Here is a 22,516-nt window from a genome sequence, read left to right on the forward strand (position 1 = left end):
CTGATTATCATGTGTCTCCATTTTTAGTGTCTCATACCAAACCTTGTTTAAAAAAATGAAACCAACCTACTTTTTGTATTTTTTGATTTTAGTATTCGCTACTACAGGGAAAACTATAGCCCAATCCCCTGACATAGCTTCAAAACGGGAGCATTTGTCTATTGATAATGACTGGCGCTTTGCTTTGGGCCATGCATACGATGTTACGAAAGATTTTTATAACGGAACCGGCGGGTTCTCCTATTTGGCCAAAACAGGGTATGGCGATGGCGCCGCATCGGCAGAATTTGATGACAGGGGATGGCGTAAGATCGACCTTCCGCATGATTGGGCAGTTGAACAACCTTTTAGCCCGAAAGGCAGTTTCAGTCACGGATCGAAAGCCATTGGCCGTAACTTCCCCGAGGCAAGTGTGGGTTGGTACCGTAAAACCTTTGCAGTACCGGCTTCCGACCTTGGTAAACACATATCCATAGCGTTTGATGGCGTTTTCCGAAATAGTATAGTTTGGGTAAACGGGCACTATTTAGGCACCGAACCCAGCGGATATAATGGCTTTGAGTATAATATTTCCGAATACTTAAACTATGGTGGTAATAATGTCATAGCTGTACGGGCCGATGTAACCATGGAAGAAGGCTGGTTTTATGAAGGCGCGGGCATCTATCGCCATGTGTGGCTTAACAAAACAAACCAGTTGCATATTGTTCCCGACGGAACTTTTGTTACAACCATGATGAAAAACAATGTTGCCGATGTTGCGGTAACATCCACCATCACCAATGACGATAAAAAATCAAGGAACTATAATGTAACTCAAACTATTATTGACGATAATGGAAAAGCCCTTGCGACAAAAACAACCACCGGGATTACTTTAAAGCCTTTTGCATCGCAGGATATTAAAAATACATTGACGGTTAGCAACCCAAAACTTTGGTCGTTAGAAGCGCCCAACTTACACAAACTGATTACCACGGTTGAAGATAATGGAGCAGTAATTGACAGCTATATAACCACTTTTGGGATCCGTACCATCAGGTTTGATGCTAATGAAGGCTTCTTTCTGAATGGAAAGCACGTTAAAATACAGGGTACCAATAATCACCAGGACCATGCCGGCGTAGGCGCTGCTATGCCCGATGCTTTACAGGAATTCAGGATCAGGACTTTAAAAGGCATGGGCTGTAATGCCTACCGTTGTTCACACAATCCGCCAACGCCCGAATTACTTGACGCGTGCGACAGGTTAGGTATGCTGGTTATCGATGAAAACCGCTTAATGGGTGTGGCACCTACCCAATTAAATGATTTGAAAAGGATGATCCTGCGTGACCGTAACCACCCCAGCATCATCAGTTGGTCGATAGGGAATGAAGAATGGGGCATTGAAGGCAATATTACCGGCGCACGGATAGCCGCTACTATGCAAGCCTTTGCCAAGTCGGTCGATTCTACGCGTTATATTACTGCCGCTATAAGCGGCGGTATTGGCTCCGGGATCTCAACGGTGATAGATGTGTTAGGCTACAACTACGTTGCTACCAAAAACACCGATGAGCAACATAAAAAATACCCGAATCAATTTAGCTGGGGTACCGAGGAGGGTTCGACGGTTGCCTCAAGGGGAATTTATGAGGATGATATGAGCAAGCAACAGCTTGTAGCCTATGACAGAAAACAAAACGATTTTTTTTACAGCCTGGAACAAGGTTGGAAACACTATGCGGCACGTCCGTACCTGGCCGGTATGTTCATTTGGACCGGTTTTGATTACCGGGGAGAACCAACACCGTTTGGGTGGCCCTCAGTAGGATCATATTTTGGAATGGTTGATGCCTGTGGTTTTCCAAAGGACGATTACTACTATCTAAAGTCATGGTGGACTAACCAAACCGTAGTGCATCTGCTGCCGCATTGGAACTGGCATGGCAAGGAAGGACAGGAAATAAGGGTATGCGCGTATAGCAATTGTGACGAGGTAGAACTTTTTCTAAACAAAAAAAGCCTCGGCAAAAAAACTATGGAACTAAACGGGCACCTGGAATGGCAGGTAAAATATGAGCCCGGCACGCTTGAAGCTGTAGGTTATAAAAAAGGCATTAAAGTCGGCAATGACGTTGTTAAAACCACGCTTACGCCATATCAGGTTAAATTAACGGCCGAGCGTAAAGCGATTACGGCCAATAAAAAAGATATTGCCATAATTACCGTGCAGGCCGATGACAAAAACAACCTGCGTGTGCCGACTGCCCAAAACGAGGTTAGTTTTTCACTTACTGGTCCTGGTAAAATTATAGGTGTGGGCAACGGAGACCCAACTTCACTGGAAGCTGATCAATACCTGGAACGGATAGACCTTGTTCATATAGGGAAATTTAAGGAGAAGTTTGTTGACGATTTAAATGTAAAAGCTGAAGTTGCGGCGGATTATGACGATAGCAACTGGCAAAATGCTTTCAAAGACACACGCGACGATGCATTTGGCCGAAAGGTAAAAGCCGTAGTCTACAGGGCTGGTTTTACTGTACCTGCTGATGTGGCAACCGCAATGGTCACCTTATTTAGTAAAAACATTGGCAAAGTTCAAAATATCTACATCAATGGTAGGGAGGTAGGGCATGAAATCAAAGCGGGCGATGGAAACACTGAGTTTAAGCTGGATGCCTCATTACTACACCCCGGCAATAATACGATAGTTATTGTAGCTACCCCATTACTTAAAGCCAACATCTGGGCAGGCGTTAATACTGATCCCGGCCTGATCCAGTTGGTTTACCCTGCAGCGCAATATAAGCGAAAACTCTTTAGCGGCTACGCCCAGGTTATTGTCCAGTCAACCGGGCAGCCGGGCACCATAGTTTTAAAAGCAACCTCGCCGGAGTTAAAGCAGTCGGTTATTGAAATTACAGCTGCTGATAAATAATGTTAAACAAAAGATTTGAAGAAATAATGTTTATGAAATATATAATTACCTGTGTTATTACGCTTTTTTTGTTCGGCGGTGTATCTGCACAAAACAAAAATGAGGCGGCCATTAAATTAAAGATCAACCGCACCATCAAAAAGATGACACTTGAGGAGAAAATAGAAATGCTGCATGGCAACGCTTTATTTTCTTCGGCAGGTGTGCCCCGTTTAGGTATTCCTGAATTGACATGTGATGACGGGCCATTAGGCCTGCGCGAAGAAATTAAACGTTTTGATTGGGCGTCGGCTAACTGGACAACCGATTCGGCCACGTTTTTACCCAATGGTTCTGCAATAGCTGCCACCTGGAACCCTATAATGGCCAATAAATATGGCGTGGTAATAGGAGAGGAAGCGAATGCCCGTAAAAAAAATGTGATGCTTGCGCCGGCTTTTAATATCTGCAGGATGCCCCTTTGCGGCCGTACATATGAATATTATTCCGAAGATCCTTTTTTAAACAGCCAATTGGCCATTCAATCTGTAAAGGGGATTCAAAGTCAGCATGTAGCCGCCTGTATTAAACATTTTGCCGCCAATAACCAGGAGCTTAACCGCGATAGTGTAAACACGATAGTTGATGAAAGGGCCTTACAGGAAATCTATTTCCCTGCTTTTAAAGCCGCAGTTCAGCAGGGGAATGCTTATACCGTTATGTCGGCGTATAATAAGTTAAATGGTTATTGGTGCTCTGAAAATGGGTATTTATTAAACAAAATTTTAAAAGGTGATTGGGGATTTAAAGGCGTGGTTATGTCCGATTGGGCCGGTACGCATCATACTGTTGCTGCTGCAAACAATGGCCTTGATATTGAAATGGGATCAAGCGGGCCGTATGATCAATGGTATTTGGCTAAGCCCTTGCTTGCCGCTGTTAAAGCGGGCCAGGTTTCAGTAAAAACTATTGATGATAAAGTGGGCAGGATTTTATGGCTCATGTACCATACATCCATGAGTGCCAACCATCCAAAAGGATCTATAGCAACCCCGGAGCATGCTAAAGCCGCGTATGACATCGCTTCAGAATCTATCGTTCTGCTAAAAAACGATAAACAATTATTGCCTTTAAAAACAAATGGGATCAAACGCATCACTGTAATAGGGGATAATGCCGTACGTACATTCGCTTTGGGAGGATATGGCGCGGGTGTAAAGGCAAAACGGGAGGTTACAGCATTAGAGGGGATAAAATCAAGGTTCGGTAAAACTGCTGATATCAGTTTTGCTCAGGGTTACAGGGCAAATTACCAGGCAAATAAAACTGCTGAACAAAATGGCCACTACAATAAACCCGATCAGGACCTGATTAATGAAGCCGTAGCACTTGCTAAGAGCAGTGATGTTGCCATTTTATGCATCGGTTCAAACCGTGAATACGAAAGTGAAGCACATGATCGTAAAAGCCTGGAACTGCCTTTTGGAGAGCAGGCTTTGGTTAATGCAGTAAGTGCCGTTAATCCCAATACCGTTATTGTTGTAACGGCTGGTGCTCCATTTGACCTGAACGAAATCAAGAAATTAAATCACACCATTGTTTGGTCATGGTTTAACGGCTCAGAAGCTGGTAACGCGTTGGCCGATGTATTAAAGGGTACTATAAACCCATCCGGCAAACTGCCATTTACCTTTCCTGCTTCATTAAATGATTCACCAGCGTTTAATTTAAATACCTATCCGGGTAACAATCTTACAGCCGAATATAAAGAGGGAATATTGGTTGGTTATCGCTGGTATGACACAAAAAAAATAGAGCCGCTGTTTCCCTTTGGTTATGGACTTTCCTATACTGATTTTTCAATTAGCAAGCTTTCTACAGATAAGTCAAGTTATAAAAAAGACGAAACGATCAATGCGACGTTTACGATCAAAAATACAGGAGGAAGAAATGGTGCCGAAGTTGTGCAGCTGTATGTGAATGACCCGGTTTGTTCGGTACAGCGCCCTGAAAAAGAGCTCAAAGCTTTTAAAAAGATATTTTTAAAAGCTGGTGAAACTAAGACCATAGAAATGCAGGTAAAAGTTGCAGATCTGGCATTTTATGATGAAGCAAAAAAAGGCTGGAACACGGAAGCCGGCAAATACGTTGTTGAGTTAGGTAATTCATCCCGTAATATAATTCTTAAAACGAAAATTACAGTTAAATAACTGTGTTAAGCATACCACTTTTATGAAAAGAATAGCAATAGCCATCTTGCTTTTGGCTTACAATGTTGTAAGTTTTGCCCAGTCTCCGGGTGGCTCCGGGCGAAAACAGTTGTTTGATTATAATTGGAAATTTAATCTGGGTGATGATTCGTTGGCAAGGTTACGGGATTTTAATGATAATGCCTGGCGTAACCTTGACTTGCCGCATGATTGGAGCATTGAGGGAAGCGTACGCCTCAAAAACCCGACAGGAGGTGCCGGTGGTTATTTCCCGGCAGGCATTGGCTGGTACAGGAAAACATTCAGGGCCGCTCCTGAATGGAAGGGAAAAAGTGTTTCCATTTATTTTGAAGGCGTTTACATGAATTCGGAGGTGTTTATTAATGGCAAATCCCTTGGTATCCGGCCATATGGTTATTCTTCATTTAGGTATGATCTTTCGCCCTACCTGGATTTTAACAAAGAGAATGTGATAGCCGTACGTGTAGATAATTCACAGCAAATAAACAGCAGATGGTATAGTGGTTCCGGGATCTACCGCCATGTTTGGATAGATGTGACCAATCCTTTACACGTAGCCAATTGGGGAGTAGCCATTACAACACCCGAAGTCTCTTCAAAACAGGCTTCGGTACAGGTTAAGGCTATGATAAAAAATGAAACCGACTTTCCGCAGCGCATCGCTGTCAACACCCGGTTGCTATCCGGAAGTTTTAAAGATGCGGGAAATAACACCACAAAGTTAGCGTTACCGGCCCACAGCGAAAAAGAGGTTACACAAACTATAAAAGTATCAAAGCCCTTGCTATGGACACCTGAAAACCCCAACTTATACCGGGCTCAGATCCAGGTATTAAAGGGCAATGATCTTGTAGATGAGACAAAAAACACATTTGGTATCCGCTCTTTAAAGTTTACAGTTGAGCATGGTTTCCAGCTTAACGGTAAAACTATCAAGATAAGCGGCGGATGTGTTCATCACGATAATGGCTGCCTGGGCGCCGCGGCTTTTGACCGGGCCGAGGAGCGTAAGGTTGAGTTATTAAAAGCCGCAGGTTTCAACGCTGTGCGAACTTCTCATAATCCGCCTTCTGAGGCTTTTTTGGATGCTTGCGACAGATTAGGTTTATTGGTTGTTGATGAGGCTTTTGATGGCTGGAAAGTTGGTAAAAATAAGTACGATTATTCTGTATATTTTGATCAATGCTCGAAACGTGACCTGGAAACAATGGTGCTGCGCGACAGGAACCATCCCTCAATCTTTATGTGGAGTATTGGTAATGAGGTTGTTGAAAGGAATAAACCTGAAGCTGTTGTAACTGCTAAAATGCTTGCAGGCATTGTTAAAGGTATAGATAGCACACGGCCGGTAACATCGGCAATTGTAAAGTGGGGCAACGACTGGGAATCTTTAGATCCGCTTATGGCAGCTCATGACGTTTGCGGCTATAATTACCAACTGCAAGGTGCGCCTGCTGATCATAAAAGGGTTCCTTCACGTGTTATTTTTCAGACAGAATCATACCCGCGGGATGCTTTTGCCAATTGGAAGTTGGTACAGAATAATAATTATATTATTGGAGATTTTGTATGGACAGCGATAGATTATTTAGGTGAGGCGGGGATAGGCCGCTGGTATTATTCGGGCGAAGTGCCCGGAGAACACTGGGAAAATAATCTTTTTCCATGGCACGGCGCTTATTGCGGTGATATAGACTTAACCGGATGGAGAAAACCTATATCACATTACCGCAGTATGTTGTACAATAATAAGGAAAAGTTGTACATGGCTGTCCGCGAACCCAACCCTGAACCATTGGAAATTAAAGAAACCTGGTGGTCGGTATGGCCAACCTGGAAAAGCTGGACATGGCCGGGCTTTGAGGGCAGAAAATTGGACGTAGAGGTATATTCCAAATATCCCAAAGTAAGGCTTTACCTCAATGACAAACTTCTTGGCGAAAAGTCTACCACCGTAAATCAGGAGTTTAAAGCTATTTTCTCAGTGCCCTATACACCAGGAACCCTCAGAGCTGTAGGCGTTGAAAATGATAAAGAAATTGAATCAACTACCCTTCAAACTTCAGGGTCCGCTGCTAAGATCAGGCTCGTTGCCGACCGTTATCAGCTATTGGCGAATGGGCAGGATCTGTCCTACGTTGCAATTGAAATTACTGATAAGGATGATGTATTACAACCAAACGCATCAGATCGCCTTCAATTTAAGCTCGAAGGACCTGGTGTAATAGCCGGAGTGGATAATGCTGACATCAAAGACACTGACCCATATGCAGGCAATTCACGCAAAGCCTGGCACGGCCGGGCCATGGTGGTAATCAGGAGCACCCATAATACCGGCGATATTAAGCTCACTGTCAGTTCGGCGAGGTTATCTGATGCAATTATAGCCATCAAAACAGCCGGGAATAGACCAAGGTAAATGTTTGCCTGATATTTTAAACTATTGATATCGTCATGGAAAAAATGAGGCTGATCATTTGTGATACAGCCTCGTCTTTTTTATGGCTGTTATTCAGCAGGGTTGGGTTTTAATATTAACTATTACTATTTAAACCTTGTGGCAATTTAACCTATTGTTTATATCAACCAATAGGCCATAATAAATAATTCAAAATATTCATATCGGTTGTTATCTTCACATTTAATTATAGATATCCGCGAACTTATTTATGGTAAAATAGCTTTTGCCACATCCCGGAAAAGAATCAGTTTATGAGCTTTGATGTTTAATAAGTACCGTAAAACCAATGAAGGTTAGCAAGGTTATATATGTTACATTTATTTTATTATTTGGATTCCTGGCAAGGGGATCTGCACAAAATAACTATGTAGCTGCGGTACACGGTGTACTTGATCTTCGCAACCAGCCTGTTAACGATAAAATTGAACTGACAGGAAACTGGCTGTTTTACTGGAACCAATTGATAAACCCAAATGATACTGCCGCTATTAAAGACAGGCTTTTGGTTGAGTTTCCGTTTAAATGGAACGGATATACCTGGCGGGGCAAAAGGCTGCCTGCATTTGGCTATGGTACTTACCGGCTTAAAGTTTTACTTCCCCAAAAGCATGGCGAATTAAAGCTAACTATGCCCGATGTTTACAGTGCGTACAGGCTTTATATTAACAAAAAGTTAGTATCATCAAACGGGAAGGTAACCACTTCCGGGAAGGGATTTGAAGCGCACTGGGAGTATCATGCCATTGATTTGCCCAACAGTGATACCATCTATATTACATTACAAATTTCCAATTTTATACACAGTAAAGGAGGCATCAGTAAACCCATATTTATAGGTCCGGCAGAAAGAATTGACCTGGCCAGGCACCGTGCCGAAGGTATCGATTTGATGCTGACAGGCTGTTTATTGATGGGTGGATTATTTTTCCTTGGCTTATACCTGCTGGGCAGCCGTGATAAAGCCATTTTACTTTTTGCCCTGTTCTCAATAGTTTATAGTTACCGGATCATAGGTACAGATAATTATGTGCTGCACACCTTATTGCCCGATATTAACTGGTACATAACGGCCCGGCTGGAATATATGAGCTTATTTTTAGGAATAGGCTTGTTTGGCCTTTACACATTATACTTGTATCCGGCAGATGTAAATCGCCGGGTTGTAAATATTATTAATGGCATTTGCTTTTCGTTCACTTTAATGACATTATTTAGTCCTCCCTGGATTTTTACCCAGCTGGTGAACCCCTTTTTAGCAGTAATGCTTTTTTGCCTCGTTTATATCCCTTATGTATACTCAAAAGCCTGGCGCAATAACAGGCCCGGATCTGTTTATGCTTTAATGAGCGCGTTTGCTTTAATGTCGGTATTTGCGATATCGCTTTTTCATTACTGGGCACTTATACCTCCGCTGCAGCTGGTTAGTTTTTTAGGATATATCGCTTTTTTCTTTTTGCAGTCGCTTGTGTTGGCGCACCGGGTGTCGTTTGTATTGAAAAAGGCAAGGGCCGAAGCCGAACAGGGTTTAAAGGTTAAAAGTGAATTTTTGAGCACGATGAGCCACGAGATCCGGACACCGCTTAATTCGGTAATAGGTATGAGCCATTTGCTGCTTAAGAACGAGCCACGAAAGGATCAGATCGAACATCTCGACGTCATGCTTTTTTCGGCTAATAACCTTTTGGCTATAGTGAATGATGTATTGGATTATAACAAGATAGAAGCCGGGAAAATAACTTTTGAAAGTATTGAGATGGACCTGGCTGCAATTGCCCGCAATGTAGTAGGTGGTTTGCAAACAGTAGCACATGATAAAGATATAACCCTGAAACTTGATTTTGATAAGAGATTGCAGCATAAACTGCTTGGCGACCCTACCCGCTTATCGCAGGTAATTACTAACCTTGTTCATAATGCCATAAAGTTTACCCCAAGCGGCGAGGTAGTTTTAGGGATTGAGGTGAAAGAACAAACCGAAACTACGGCTACATTAATGGTGTTTGTTAAAGATACAGGTATCGGCATCCCCCGCGGCAAACAGAAACTTATATTTGAGCGTTTTACCCAGGCCGACTCGTCCATATCACGCAGTTTTGGTGGAACAGGTTTAGGTCTTGCAATCAGTAAAAAAATATTGGAATTACAGGGGTCGTCCTTACAATTGATTAGTGAGGAAGGAGTGGGGTCGGTATTTTATTTTATTAAAACCTTTGAAAAAGCTGATAAAATAACAGAGGCGGTTAGTGTTAACGTTAAACCCGATGCAACCGATAAGCTCCTGAATGGGATCTCTATTTTGCTGGTTGATGATAACCCGATGAATGTGCTGGTAGCGCAAACTTATTTAAAACGCTGGGGTGCTACTACCGATGTGGCAACCAACGGACAGGAAGCACTTGACAAGCTGGATACATCAAAACATCGCCTCGTGTTGATGGATTTGCAAATGCCTGTGATGGATGGGTATGAATCCACAAAGAAAATGAGAATGAACGGCGTAAATATCCCCATTATAGCGCTTACCGCCAATCTCCCCAAAGATGTGGAAGACGAAGCTTATAAAACAGGTTTTGACGACATTGTGATGAAACCTTTTTTACCCGATGAGCTGCATAGTAAAGTATTACATCACGTTTTTAAGCAGGAGCATGTATAAGACCTTCCTGAATCAAACTTTCTGTTCATTTTCTAAATAAAAATTTCATTTGCTCATAGGGGTAAAATGATCCTGGCGTGTTTCAGGATAAATTTTACTAAAATGAACAGAATAGCTTCCTTATTACTTCTTATTGCTTTTATTTACTCTCCCGGGAATAACCGGGGCAGGCGGATAATTGAAGAAAATAAATGGATAAACATCCTTACAGCCATTAATTACCGCATTAAGATTTAATTGAATGTTAACCCAAACTGATCATATTTTGGATATAAATAGCGAACAATTGATCCCGCTGCTGCTCTCGGGCGATGAAGCAACCTTTGAAAAGGTATATAAGCACTTCATCAGGCCATTGCATGTGTATGCTATCTCTATTTTAAGAGATGAAGATACCGCGAAGGGGATGGTACAAAATGTTTTTATGCGGCTCTGGGAGCGTAGGGAGCGGCTGAATTTCACCGGCTCGATAAAGGCCTACTTGTATGGCGCGGTTTATAACGAATGCCTTAATAACCTCAGGCACCAGAAAGTAAAGGTTAATCACCAGCAGCATGTACTGTATATGACGAAGGATAAAGTTGATGGAGGCGCCGGTATGGAACTGCTTGACCTCAAAGAAAAATTACAACAGGCATTGAATGACCTGCCCGAAAAATGCCGCACGGTGTTTCAGCTGAGCAGGTTTGAGGATTTAAAATACCAGGAAATTGCCGACGAATTAGGCATCTCCATAAAAACAGTAGAAAATCAGATGGGCAAAGCCCTGAAAACATTACGGCTCAAATTAGTTGATTATCTGCCGTTGATCATTTGGCTTATCAGCCGGTCTTTTAATATTATTTAACATGATGGACGATTTATTAACCAAATACATGCTGAACGAGACCACGCCGGTTGAGAATGAAACCATCAACCGCTGGCTTGGCGAAAATGACGATAACCGAAAGTATTTTGATCATTTTAAACTGATCTGGGATACCAGCCGCGAACTTAAGATAGAAAGTAAGCTTGATCCCGATGCCTCATGGGCCGAATTTAAACAGCTGGCACAAAACAGGGGAGAGGCATCGGCTAAAATAAGATCTTTGAACCCGACAAACCGCTGGCTTAAAATGGCTGCTATGTGGCTGGTGATATTAGGGAGCGCGGCGGGCTTGTACACCCTGTTCAAGCCGGTTAAAGTCAATATACTTACACTGCAAAGCGGCAATATAGTATGCAAGGTTACCTTATCTGATGGATCATTGATCACCATGAATAAAAACTCGGTATTAAATTACCCGGACAGGTTTACCGGCGATACCAGGGAGATCTCCCTAAAAGGGGAAGCCTTTTTTGATGTAGCTCATGATAAATCAAAACCATTTATGATCCACGTGAATGATGTGGTTGTAAAGGTGGTTGGCACATCGTTCAATATCAAAGCTACCGGCCCTAATACTGAGGTTATTGTTGAAACCGGCGTAGTGCAGGTAATTCAGCAGGAGATCATTGTAAAGCTAAAGCCGAAAGAGAAAGCATCAGTACAGGGCGGTCGCCTGCAAAAAGGCAGCAGCCAGGATGAGCTATATAATTATTATCGCACCCAAAAGTTTGTGGCTAATAAAACTCCGCTATGGCGCCTGGTTGATGTGCTTAATGAAGCCTATCATGCAAATATTGTGATAGATAATAAAAAACTGGCTAACAGGACTATTACAACCACATTTAAAGCAGATTCACTCGACGGGATATTAGAGGTCATAAGCAAAACCCTTGGCGACGTTAAAGTGATCAAAAAACCTCATCTCATCATAATCAAAAACTGATGGAAAAGAAACTAAACATATTATTTTATATAATGCTCGTACTGGCGGGCTGCCTGCTCATTACCAATGCGCTGGCGCAGGATAACCTGAACCGTACTGTAGCGCTCAATGTTAAACAAAAAAAGATAGCCGAGATCCTTTCCATTATTGGCGAAAAAGGCAAATTTTATTTTTCATACAGCAACGATGTCATCAAAACCGATAGCGTAGTGAGCATGGTATCATTCGGGCAAACGATCAAAAACCTGCTTGATGAGCTGTTTCATGGTAAGGTTGATTATAAGGAATCGCCGGGGTATATTATACTCCGGCCTACGCCGTACAGGTTAACCCTCGTACCTGATACCCTGGCCGGCCCTGGTAATGTTTATTACATCAGCGGTTATGTGTATGACGATATCACCGGCAAAAAACTTTACAACGCCAGTGTGTATGAAAAAAATTCTTTGGAATCAACCCTTACCGATCAGAACGGTTACTTCCAGCTCAAGATAAAAGCTAACGGTATGATCACGCTTAATGTGAGTAAGGAGCTATATCGTGATACCAGCATCAATTTTTTAAATAATGTAAACGTATCTATAAAACCACGCGAATATTATTACAGCGCCGATGCCGCAAATTCAAAATCAGACAGGAGCTGGCTGGGAAGAATGTTCCTGTCATCAGGCCAGAAAATACAGAACCTTAATTTAGGCGGGTATCTTTCTACTGTTCCGGTACAAACCTCGCTTTTACCAAGTTTGGGAAGCCATGGTATGATGAGCGGGCAAATAGTCAATAACTTTTCGCTCAATATTTTAGGGGGATATAACGGTGGCGTTAATGGCGTTGAACTTGGGGGGCTGTTTAATATCAACAAACAGGAAGTTAAATATGTACAGGCGGCCGGGCTCTTTAATATTGTTGGGGGTAACAGCAAAGGCGTTCAACTTGCCGGGATTAATAATAACGATCAGAAAAACATGGAAGGCATCCAGGCGGCAGGCATATACAATATGGTAAAAGATAGCCTCAAGGGCGTTCAGCTTGCCGGGATCTTTAACCACGTGAGCAATAGTAAAGGCATTCAAGCGGCAGGTATTTACAATTACACCCGGAAAAACAACATAGGTTTTAGTATTGCGGGGATAGCTAACGTTACGGGTAACGAAGCAAGCGGAATGCAGATAGCAGGAATCTTTAATAAAGCCCGGGTTATAAAAGGCGTGTCATTTGCTATCGTAAATATTGCCGATACGCTTGATGGTTATGGCATAGGCTTACTAAATATTTCGCGTAATGGATATGCTAAAATTGAGGCATATAGTAACGAGATCACTACGACAAACATTGCCTTTAAATCGGGGAATGCTAAATTGTATTCCATCATATCAGGCGGCGTTAATTTTACGGATAAGCATGTTTATTACAGCACAGGTTTTGGTTTGGGCCACGATTTTATCTTCAATAATAATATATCACTGTCGGTTGAGGGCTCAACGCATTTATTGTTGGCTAAAGGATGGAAAAATCAAAATCAAGTAAACCGCGTAAGTGCGTTGATAAATTTCAAGGCAGGTTCAAAAGTTAGTTTTTTTGCGGGGCCGTCATTTAACGTTTACACCAACTACGGCGATCATCCCGGTGACAGCGATATTCAGCAGATCATAAAAAACAAACCCGGTTTGATTGATTGGGGCAACCGTACAAAAGGCTGGATCGGCTGGTCGGCCGGTATCACGATATTGTAAGTTTGCTTTAATATGCCCAAATTTGCGTCAACCAATAATCACCTGATGAAAAAACTCCTTTATCTCATTTTGCTCTGCGCATCGTCGGCTTGTTTTGCCCAGGAAGCGAATAAAGATGTGGCTTTCTTAAACCCGTCTGCCGTTGGGAAGCCTTTTGGCTATTCGCACGCTGTAATTGTTGATCTGGGTAAAAATAAAATGGTGATCATGTCGGGTCAGGTTGGTTTAGATCAGGCTGGTAAGCTTGCCGGCAATGGTGATCTGGCCAGCCAAACGGGACAGGTTTTTACTAATATCAAAAACATTGTTGAGGCCGCAGGCGGGACTATGAATGACCTGGTTGAGTTGAATTATTACCTGATGGATGCATCGCAGGTGCAGGTGGTTCGTAGTATCAGGGATAAATATGTGAATACTAAGCAGCCACCGGCAAGTACACTGGTGCAGGTAAGTAAGCTTTTCAGGGATGATATTTTAATTGAGATAAAAGCGACAGCTGTTATCAAAAAGAAGTGACATATATTAATACTTACGAAGTTTCCAAAACTTCGTAAGTATTATTATGAGCCCAACTACTTTTTATTAGTAGCCCTTGTAGCTTTTACCTGTGCAATAGTAACAGCGCTGGCTTTATTACCAAAGCTGTTGCGCACGTAGGTTAATACATCTGCAATTTCCCGATCCTTCATAAAATCATGTGCCGCCATGGTGTTTGAATAGGTTTCGCCGTTTATTTCCACATCCTCATCAAAACCGTTAAGTATTACTTTAATGAGCTTGCTTTTATCGCCTAAAACATAAGTTGTGTTAACCAGCGGCGGGTTCATGTGCGGTACACCCAAACCATCTGCCTGGTGGCAGGCCACACAATATTGAGTAAAAAGGGCCTGGCCATTGGCCATTGATTTTTTAAAACCGGCGGCAGCTTTCCTTGCCGCCGGTTTTTTATGCCTTGTTTGTGCCTGTGAGGCAATACTTGTAAATAAGGTTATGAATAATAAAATGAGGGCTTTTTTAAAGTCCATTATTATTTTTTATAGGTGATTTTGTAAATATTTCCAGCCACATCGTCGGTAACATAAAGTGAGCCGTCCGGGCCCTGCGCTAAGCCGCATGGACGGTGGGCCGCAGCGCCCGAAGCAGTATTGGCAGCGGAGCCAGAAAATCCATCGGCAAAAACTTCCCACTGGCCATCGGGCTTGCCATCTTTAAACGGCTGAAATACCACGAAGTAGCCAGCCTGCGGTTCAGGTGCGCGGTTCCATGAGCCATGAAAAGCTATGAACGCACCATTTTTATACTTCGCCGGGAACTGATCGCCGGTGTAAAATAACAGCCCATTAGGGGCAAGGTGACCCGGATAAGCAGCTGCAGGATCGATAGCATCTTTTCCGCCTTCAATCTTACCGTCGCCTCCATATTCAGGCATCAGCATTTTTTTATGTTGTTCCTGATCGTAGTACATGTAAGGCCAGCCCGCGTTATCACCCTTTTTAAGCGCGTACATACACTCGGCAGGTAATATGGCAGATTGCTTAGCAGTGAAATATTGTGGATAGAATTCAAAAAGCTGGTCGCGGCCATGCTGCATTACAAAAAGCTGGTTGTTTTGCTGGTTCCAGGTAATACCTACAACATTCCGCAGACCGGTGGCATAACGTACGCCATCGCCATAATGCTGGTTCAATTTATCAGCTTTAAATTGCCAGATGCCGCCGGCCGAATCTAAAATAGGGCAGCCCTTTTGGCCCGGGGAACCTTTTTTTCGGTCTTCCACCTGGCAGGCATTTGAGTAAGCGCCAATGTTTACGTAAATGTTGCCATCGTTATCAAGCGTTATGGCTTTAGCTTCATGCTCATGACGGCTAATAAGACCGGTCACTATTTTTTCGGGCTGCTCAGGATTCATCACCTCGCCCTTATCGTTCATTTTATAACGAAAAACCTCTTCGTCTGATGAGGCATACAGGTACCCATTTTTAATCGACATGCCTGTGCCGCTATAAGCGCCAAAGCTGTTCTTTACGGTAGCCTTGCTGCCATCTTCGTGGAGCATTAATATCCCCTTATTGTTTTTGACATTGGTGAGTTTTACGTAGATGTCGCCTTGTGGAGTGATGGCAATATGACGGGTACCACCAAGCTTTTCGGCAATAATGCTGGCGCTAAAGCCTTCTGGAGTTTTAAGACCCGCGTTTTCTGTTGATGGAGCAGGGGTAGAAGTGCTGTCGGCAGTTTTCTTTGAGTCGTTATTACTTTTGCAGGCTGTAATAAACATGATACCTCCCATAGCAACTACAGGCAGTATGGAACGTAATAATTTGCGGTTTTTCATGGTAAAGATTAATGGTTATCAAATTAAGTAAATATACCGATAATCCTAAAATCTGTTTTGTAGTAATCAGGTGACACTGTTGTTTTTTTATCGAAGCATGATCCATTAATAAAATTTGGCGACAATAGAGTGCAGGCGCAATTGTTTGAAATAAAATTTGGTTAAATACCCTGTTGATAAAACATAGTATCAACTAACTAATGTCATGACATATAATGCTGTGTTTGATTAAACCATTGCTGATAGATCACGTCCTAACTATATAAAATTTACAATTATGAAGCACTTAGTCATATTATCAGCAATAGCAGCCGGAAGCTTATTTATCAGCAAAGCCAACGCCCAGGTATCTATACAATTTGGTATCAATATCCCGGCTCACCGTGTTTATGTACCTGCTCCTCCTCCACCCGTGGTTGAAGAACAGCCCGTTTACGATGATAACGATAATGTAAATGTTAGCGACGACGATGATTACTATTATCTGCCCGAGGTTGAGGCTTATTATAATGTGGGTGCAGGTTGCTATTATTATAATGATGGTAGCCGTTGGGTAAGTTGTGCTTACCTGCCCGGCGCATACAGAGACTACAACTGGCGTACCGCTGTACGTTACGAAGTAAGGGCATCGCGTCCGTTCATGCGCCATGACTATTACAGGCAAAGGTGGGGCGGTTACATGGGAGACCGTGGTAACTGGGGCCACCGTTTTGACAGAAGGCCAGCAGGTGGTTATGCTTATCGCCCAGGCTGGGGTGCTGACCGTGGAAACTGGGGCAGAAGGCCTAACCCATATGATAACCGTGGTAACTGGGGAAGTGGCAGGGATAATCATAACTGGGGCAATGGTAATCACGACCGTGGTAATTGGGGTAATGGAAATCAATCTAACAATGACAACCATGGCAATCATGGCGGATGGGGTAACGGACAGCAGCCTAACCATGGCAACAATGATAACCATGGCGGCCATGACAATCGTGGCAACTGGGGTGGCCGGCCATCAAACGGTGGCGGGCATGACAGGGGCAATGGCGGTGAACGTTTCTCTCAAAATGGGAACTCCGGTCGCGGCATGCGTAGGTTTTAATATTCTAACTCCCTATATATTAACTGAAAGGTCGCCTGTTACGGGCGATCTTTTTTTATTTTAATGGTTACGGTGATTTTCAGATATCTAATAAGCGTTAATTAATGAGCAATATAAACCATTTATTATCTACTAAACCTGTTTAGCATTACCATTTATATTATATATTTGGTTTTAAAAATACTAAATCCTTGAAGAAGAAATTATCTATAGTTGACATTGCCAATAGCCTCAATATATCTAAAACTACGGTATCTTTTATCCTGAACGGCCGCGCACAGGAAAAACGCATCAGCGATGAGCTGGTGAAGCGCGTACTACAGTATGTAAAAGAGGTTGGTTATAAACCCAATTCGTTGGCCAAAAGTTTACGGACCGGCAAATCAAATATCATTGGCTTGCTGGTACAGGATATTTCCAATCATTTTTTTGCCACAATAGCCCGTCGTATAGAGGATCTTGCTTACCAAAACGGTTATAAGATCATTTATAGCAGTACTGATAATGATACCCAAAAAACCCGCGAACTAATAGCTATGTTTCGCGACAGGCATGTTGACGGTTACATTATTACCCCGCCCGATAATATTGAAGAGGATATCAGCGATTTGATTAAAGATGGTTTCCCGGTGGTGCTTTTTGACCGCTACCTGCCTAAAGTAGCCACCGATTATGTAGTGGTTGATAACCTGTTCAGCACTTTTAACGCCACACAGTACCTTATTGATAAAGGACATAAAAACATCGCTTTTATAACTTACAGTTCTATCCAAACCCAAATGATAGAGAGGCTGGAAGGTTATGAAAAAGCCATGCACCAAAGTAAATTGAAATCCAATATAACCGAAGTTGATTTTCACACTTCCGATCAGGAACTGCTTAAATTAATGACAAACTTCCTGGAAAAAAATAAAGATGTCGATGCCATCCTGTTCGCCAATAATCATTTGGGCAAATGCGGCTTGAAGGCCATCCGTAAGGCAGGTAAAAATATACCGGGTGATATTGCTTTGATCGCGTTTGATGATTACGAGCTTTTTGAATTATATACCCCGGCTGTTACCGCTATAGCTCAGCCAATTGATGAAATAGCCGACAATGTGATCAAGCTGCTGATGGAAAGGCTTAACGCTGCAACCCCCGAAGAAAAAAATCAACACATAACATTAGCCACAGAATTAATTATCAGGGATTCATCAAACTAATGAAATGTTTTGCAGGATAAGTTCAGGGTGATGGTGTACAAGTCCTGAACGATTGATCATTTCAATTCATCTTGCAAAACTGCCCATACGTTGTTGGCTACAATCTTTGCACCCCGAGCGGTAGGGTGGATGCCATCGCCCTGGTTAAGTGATGGTATACCGCCAACGCCTTGTAATAAAAAGGGAACAAGGGCCATATTGTTTTTTTTAGCCAGATTGGGGAAAATGTTTTTGAACTTACCGGTGTAATCGGCGCCCATGTTTGGCGGTACCTGCATGCCCAGCAAAACAAGTTTGGCATCGGGATATTTAGCTTTTACCTTATTAACTATTGATTGCAGATTTTTGGCGGTTTCGTTTACCGGGATCCCGCGAAGGCCGTCGTTAGCACCAAGCTCCAGTACAAAAACATCTATTTTTTGCTTTAACAGCCAGTCTATCCGGGCATTGCCGCCGGCGGTAGTTTCGCCGCTTAATCCGGCATTTATTACTTTATACGGTAATTTTAATGAGTCAACCCGGCGACTGATCACACCCGGAAATGCATCGGCCGGATCATCAAGACCATACCCGGCAGTGAGGCTATCGCCAAAAAATAAAACTATTTTTTTTGATGCCGAATCAGTTTTTGCAGTTTCTGTAGCAGCTTGCGGCTGATCATTGTTTGGTGATTTAGCACCATCGCCGCAACCTGCCATAGTGAGGGCCGCAAGCAAGATACCGCTTAATGTAACTTTGTTCATATAAAATAAATACAATGCGTTCAGGCGTTTGTTCTTAAAATCTCAAGCGGTGGCTTGTTAAGTACCCCGCGGCTATTCAGTAAACCAATAATAACAGTCAGCAAACTTACTATCAAAAATAGTACAAGTGCCGGCAATATATTCACACTGTATGGTATTTCGAAACTATATTTTGCCAGGAAATAAGTGCCTGCAAAAGCTATCAGGATTCCGGTTAGGGCAGATAGGCTACCCAAAAACCAATACTCCAACGCGGTTATAGTAAAAATTTGTTTGCGGCTGGCTCCAAGGGTGCGTAGCAACACACTTTCCTGGATCCGCTGATATTTACTGATCCGCACCGATGCTATCAGCACCACAATACCTGTGATAATACTGAACGCGCTCATGAAACGGATAACGTAACTTATTTTGCTTAACAACTCATCAACCACACTCAAAATTAGGCCAAGATCGATAATAGAAACATTGGGATATGTGCGTACTACCAACTGCTGAAAAGCTGCCGATACTTTGTTTGAGGGCACATGCGTCATCAATACATGAAACTGTGGAGCATCTTCCAGTACACCTTTAGGGAAAACCACCTGGAAATTGGTTTGTACCTTACCCCAGTTAACCTTACGGATACTGGCTACATATGCAGGCATTTGTACGCCCTGTACATTAAATACTATTTTATCGCTAATTTTTAAGCTACCCCGTTTGGATAGGTTTTCTTCCACAGATACCGGGATTTCTTTAGAGGGATCAGCTTTGCCGATCCATTTGCCGTCCAGTAATTTTTCTGACGAGGTTAGCGAATCTCTAAAGGTTACCCGGTACTCCCAGGCAAATACGCCATGCTGTATTTTGATGGTACTGTCCTTTGTAAGATCAGCTGCGGTTTTACCGTTGACCTGTTCAATCCGCATGGTCACAATAGGTACCTGCTGCAGTACCGGCAACCCCTGTTGCTTTGTCAACTGAACAACACCTTTTTCCTGGCTGTTCTGGATATCAAACAGGATCATGTTTGATTGATTGCCGCTGGTTGAAAGATTAACCTGCTGCACCAGTAACGTTTGCACAAAATAAAGTGTGCAGATAAACATTGTGCTTAAGCCGATAGATACAATGAGGATAATTGTTTGATTGTTGGGACGATATAAATTGGCAAATCCCTGCCGCCACAAATAGCTCCAGGAGCCTTTAATAATGGCTTTAGTAACACGCATCAGTAACCATGCTGTCGCTGTAAGGATCATGAACGCAATTAAGATTCCAAGTGTAAACAGGATACTACCTATCAAGCTGTCTAACTGCAAATAAGTAAAGGCTATTATAAAGATTAGTATCAGCAGGTAAACCAGCCAACGCAAAGGATCCCGCCTGTTCCCGCTTTCATCAAACGAAATTCGGAGTGTATTGAGCGGCGAGATATTTCGTACAGAGATTAATGGCAGTAATGCAAAAAGGATAGAAATAATCACACCCAGCAAAATGCCCTGTCCTATAGCCATCCACGATATTTGTACGGAGATGGTAAAAGGCAGAAAATCCTTAAATACCAGCGGCAGTAAATGTTGAACAGCCGTACCCAATGTAGCCCCGGTAACAGAACCAATGATGCCTATTCCAATAATTTGTATCAGGTAAATTAAAAATGCTTCGGACGATTTAACGCCCAAACAGCGCATAATAGCTATTGATGCAATTTTCTCTTTTACATAAATATGAATAGCACTGGCTACACCAACGCAACCCAGTAACAAGGCTACAAAGCCAACCAGCGATAAAAAGCGACTCAGGTCGCCAAATGCCCGACCTGTATTGTCTTTTTTTGTTTCGATGGTTTCAAAGCGCATTCCTGCTCTGTCAAGTATCGGGTCAATTTTTTTGCTGAGCTTATCTACATTTACAGATGAATTGAACTTATAGTAAAAGCTGTAATTAACCCGGCTGCCAATTTTTACAAGCCCGGTTTGCTCCAGGTACTGCATGGGGATATAAACCACCGGTGCTATACCTGCCATTACACCGCTTTGCCCGGGTGCTTTATTCAGGATGCCGGCAATCAGGAAATTGAGGTTACCCACTTTAACCGAATCACCTACTTTGGCATTGAACTGCAGCATCAGGGTTTTATCAACCAGGGCCATTTTGCCCTGCCTGAAATTAAGCCCGGCAGCTTCGGGTGTGGTTTCTAAAGTACCATAGTAGGGAAAACCTCCCTGTAAAGCCCTGATCTGCACTAACCGTGTGCCTTTTGTGCGCGGGAAATAAAGCATCGATGCAAAGCTCCGTTCCTGTGAGCGCTCATCACCCAATGAATCGAGCAGATGCTTCAATTTATCGTCAACCGGTTTGTTGCCTGATATGGCCAGATCGGCGCCGATGAGGGTTGCTGCCTGATCGTTCACATCATTTTGTACATTGTATTTGAACGAATAAATAGCCACCAATGCAGCTATGCCAAATACAATGGCCGATATAAAAAGGAACAACCTGGAGCGGTTGCGCCTGCTATCGCGCCAGGCCATACTGAACAGCCAGGGGATATTTATCTTTCTTTTAAAATCAACAGCGGTACTATCCATTAGCTTATCCATTGATGGTTTTTTCGTCGGCAATCAATTTGCCGCCTTTTATCCTGATAATGCGCTGCGTTTTGGCTGCCAGCTCAAGGTCATGCGTTACCACTACGAGGGTAGTGCCGGCCTCCTTATTCAGATCGAAAATAAGTTTGATCACCTTATCGCTGGTCTCTGCATCGAGGTTACCTGTTGGTTCATCTGCAAATAAGATCCGGGGAGCATTTGAAAAGGCACGGGCAAGTGAAACACGCTGCTGCTCGCCGCCCGAAAGCTGGAGCGGGTAATGATGGCCGCGCTCTGATAAGCCTACTTTATCCAATAGGTCCAAAGCCCGTACCTTGATATTTTTTTCGCCTCTGAGCTCGAGCGGTACCATCACGTTTTCGAGGGCAGTTAGTGTAGGTAATAGCTGGAAATTCTGAAATATGAATCCTACGTGCTGATTACGTACTTGTGCACGCTGGTCTTCTGTAAGCTTGTTGAGGTTGATCCCATTGAGCTCAACAGTGCCTGAAGTTGAACGGTCAAGCCCGGCGCAAAGGCCAAGCAAGGTGGTTTTTCCGCTGCCTGAAGGCCCAACAATGGCATTGGTTGAACCTACTGCTACTGAGAAATTTATTTGATCGAGCACGTTGAGCGTACGACCGGCACTTTGGTATGTTTTACTTAAATCAGAGATATTGAGGATATTGTCCACAGATGTTTTTTTATGGTATAGATACAAAAAAGCCGGGGTTGTTACCACGCCCGGTCATTGAATGTCCAAGTAT

At 43.0% G+C, this 22,516-nt stretch carries 16 protein-coding genes; 11 read left to right on the forward strand and 5 right to left on the reverse strand.

The features are described from left to right. The first annotated feature begins 55 nt into the window (after positions 1-55). The 9 genes from galA to SNE26_RS06905 all read left to right on the forward strand — a co-directional run bounded on the left by galA (position 56) and on the right by SNE26_RS06905 (position 14,313). Positions 56-2,926 (forward strand): beta-galactosidase GalA, encoded by a 2,871-nt coding sequence (gene galA, locus SNE26_RS06865; protein ID WP_321558620.1) that lies wholly within the window; start codon positions 56-58, stop codon positions 2,924-2,926. A 32-nt stretch (positions 2,927-2,958) separates the two neighbouring features. Then, positions 2,959-5,115, forward strand: a complete 2,157-nt coding sequence (locus SNE26_RS06870; protein WP_321558621.1) for a glycoside hydrolase family 3 C-terminal domain-containing protein — start codon at positions 2,959-2,961, stop codon at positions 5,113-5,115. Between the two features lie 22 nt (positions 5,116-5,137). Next, positions 5,138-7,555: a glycoside hydrolase family 2 TIM barrel-domain containing protein gene (locus tag SNE26_RS06875; RefSeq protein ID WP_321558622.1), complete on the forward strand. Its 2,418-nt coding sequence runs from the start codon at positions 5,138-5,140 to the stop codon at positions 7,553-7,555. Positions 7,556-7,883: 328 nt separating this feature from the next. Next, entirely contained in the window at positions 7,884-10,253 is a 2,370-nt protein-coding gene (locus SNE26_RS06880; protein WP_321558623.1) for an ATP-binding protein, read from the forward strand. Between the two features lie 102 nt (positions 10,254-10,355). Next, positions 10,356-10,490 (forward strand): hypothetical protein, encoded by a 135-nt coding sequence (locus SNE26_RS06885; RefSeq protein WP_321558624.1) that lies wholly within the window; start codon positions 10,356-10,358, stop codon positions 10,488-10,490. A gap of 4 nt (positions 10,491-10,494) precedes the next feature. Then, positions 10,495-11,100: an RNA polymerase sigma-70 factor gene (locus SNE26_RS06890; protein WP_321558625.1), complete on the forward strand. Its 606-nt coding sequence runs from the start codon at positions 10,495-10,497 to the stop codon at positions 11,098-11,100. A gap of 1 nt (position 11,101) precedes the next feature. After that, positions 11,102-12,064, forward strand: coding sequence for a FecR domain-containing protein (locus SNE26_RS06895; protein WP_321558626.1), 963 nt, complete (start codon positions 11,102-11,104; stop codon positions 12,062-12,064). Further along, positions 12,064-13,797 (forward strand): carboxypeptidase-like regulatory domain-containing protein, encoded by a 1,734-nt coding sequence (locus SNE26_RS06900; protein ID WP_321558627.1) that lies wholly within the window; start codon positions 12,064-12,066, stop codon positions 13,795-13,797. The genes SNE26_RS06895 and SNE26_RS06900 overlap by 1 nt, the downstream gene beginning before the upstream one ends. Before the next feature lie 45 nt (positions 13,798-13,842). Then, positions 13,843-14,313, forward strand: a complete 471-nt coding sequence (locus tag SNE26_RS06905) for a RidA family protein (RefSeq protein ID WP_321558628.1) — start codon at positions 13,843-13,845, stop codon at positions 14,311-14,313. Between the two features lie 56 nt (positions 14,314-14,369). Here the strand turns inward: SNE26_RS06905 and SNE26_RS06910 are convergent, their stop codons facing one another. Further along, positions 14,370-14,822, reverse strand: a complete 453-nt coding sequence (locus tag SNE26_RS06910; protein WP_321558629.1) for a cytochrome c — start codon at positions 14,820-14,822, stop codon at positions 14,370-14,372. A gap of 2 nt (positions 14,823-14,824) precedes the next feature. Next, positions 14,825-16,132: a PQQ-dependent sugar dehydrogenase gene (locus tag SNE26_RS06915; protein WP_321558630.1), complete on the reverse strand. Its 1,308-nt coding sequence runs from the start codon at positions 16,130-16,132 to the stop codon at positions 14,825-14,827. A gap of 277 nt (positions 16,133-16,409) precedes the next feature. Here SNE26_RS06915 and SNE26_RS06920 point away from each other — a divergent pair, with 277 nt between their 5' ends. Both SNE26_RS06920 and SNE26_RS06925 read left to right on the forward strand, forming a co-directional pair. Further along, on the forward strand, positions 16,410-17,222 hold the full coding sequence (locus SNE26_RS06920; protein ID WP_321558631.1) for a hypothetical protein: 813 nt from the start codon (positions 16,410-16,412) through the stop codon (positions 17,220-17,222). A 191-nt stretch (positions 17,223-17,413) separates the two neighbouring features. Then, positions 17,414-18,427, forward strand: coding sequence for a substrate-binding domain-containing protein (locus SNE26_RS06925; protein WP_321558632.1), 1,014 nt, complete (start codon positions 17,414-17,416; stop codon positions 18,425-18,427). A 56-nt stretch (positions 18,428-18,483) separates the two neighbouring features. Here SNE26_RS06925 and SNE26_RS06930 read toward each other — a convergent pair whose 3' ends face one another. The 3 genes from SNE26_RS06930 to SNE26_RS06940 are packed head-to-tail and all read right to left on the reverse strand — an operon-like array spanning position 18,484 to position 22,443. Beyond that, positions 18,484-19,170, reverse strand: coding sequence for an arylesterase (locus tag SNE26_RS06930; RefSeq protein ID WP_321558633.1), 687 nt, complete (start codon positions 19,168-19,170; stop codon positions 18,484-18,486). A 20-nt stretch (positions 19,171-19,190) separates the two neighbouring features. Next, positions 19,191-21,761, reverse strand: a complete 2,571-nt coding sequence (locus SNE26_RS06935; protein WP_321558634.1) for an FtsX-like permease family protein — start codon at positions 21,759-21,761, stop codon at positions 19,191-19,193. Further along, the gene (locus SNE26_RS06940; RefSeq protein ID WP_321558635.1) at positions 21,754-22,443 is read right to left on the reverse strand and encodes an ABC transporter ATP-binding protein; all 690 of its coding nucleotides are present in this window, start codon (positions 22,441-22,443) and stop codon (positions 21,754-21,756) included. The genes SNE26_RS06935 and SNE26_RS06940 overlap by 8 nt, the downstream gene beginning before the upstream one ends. Positions 22,444-22,516: the final 73 nt, after the last annotated feature.

Source organism: Mucilaginibacter sp. cycad4, from assembly GCF_034263275.1.
Taxonomy (GTDB): Bacteria; Bacteroidota; Bacteroidia; order Sphingobacteriales; family Sphingobacteriaceae; genus Mucilaginibacter.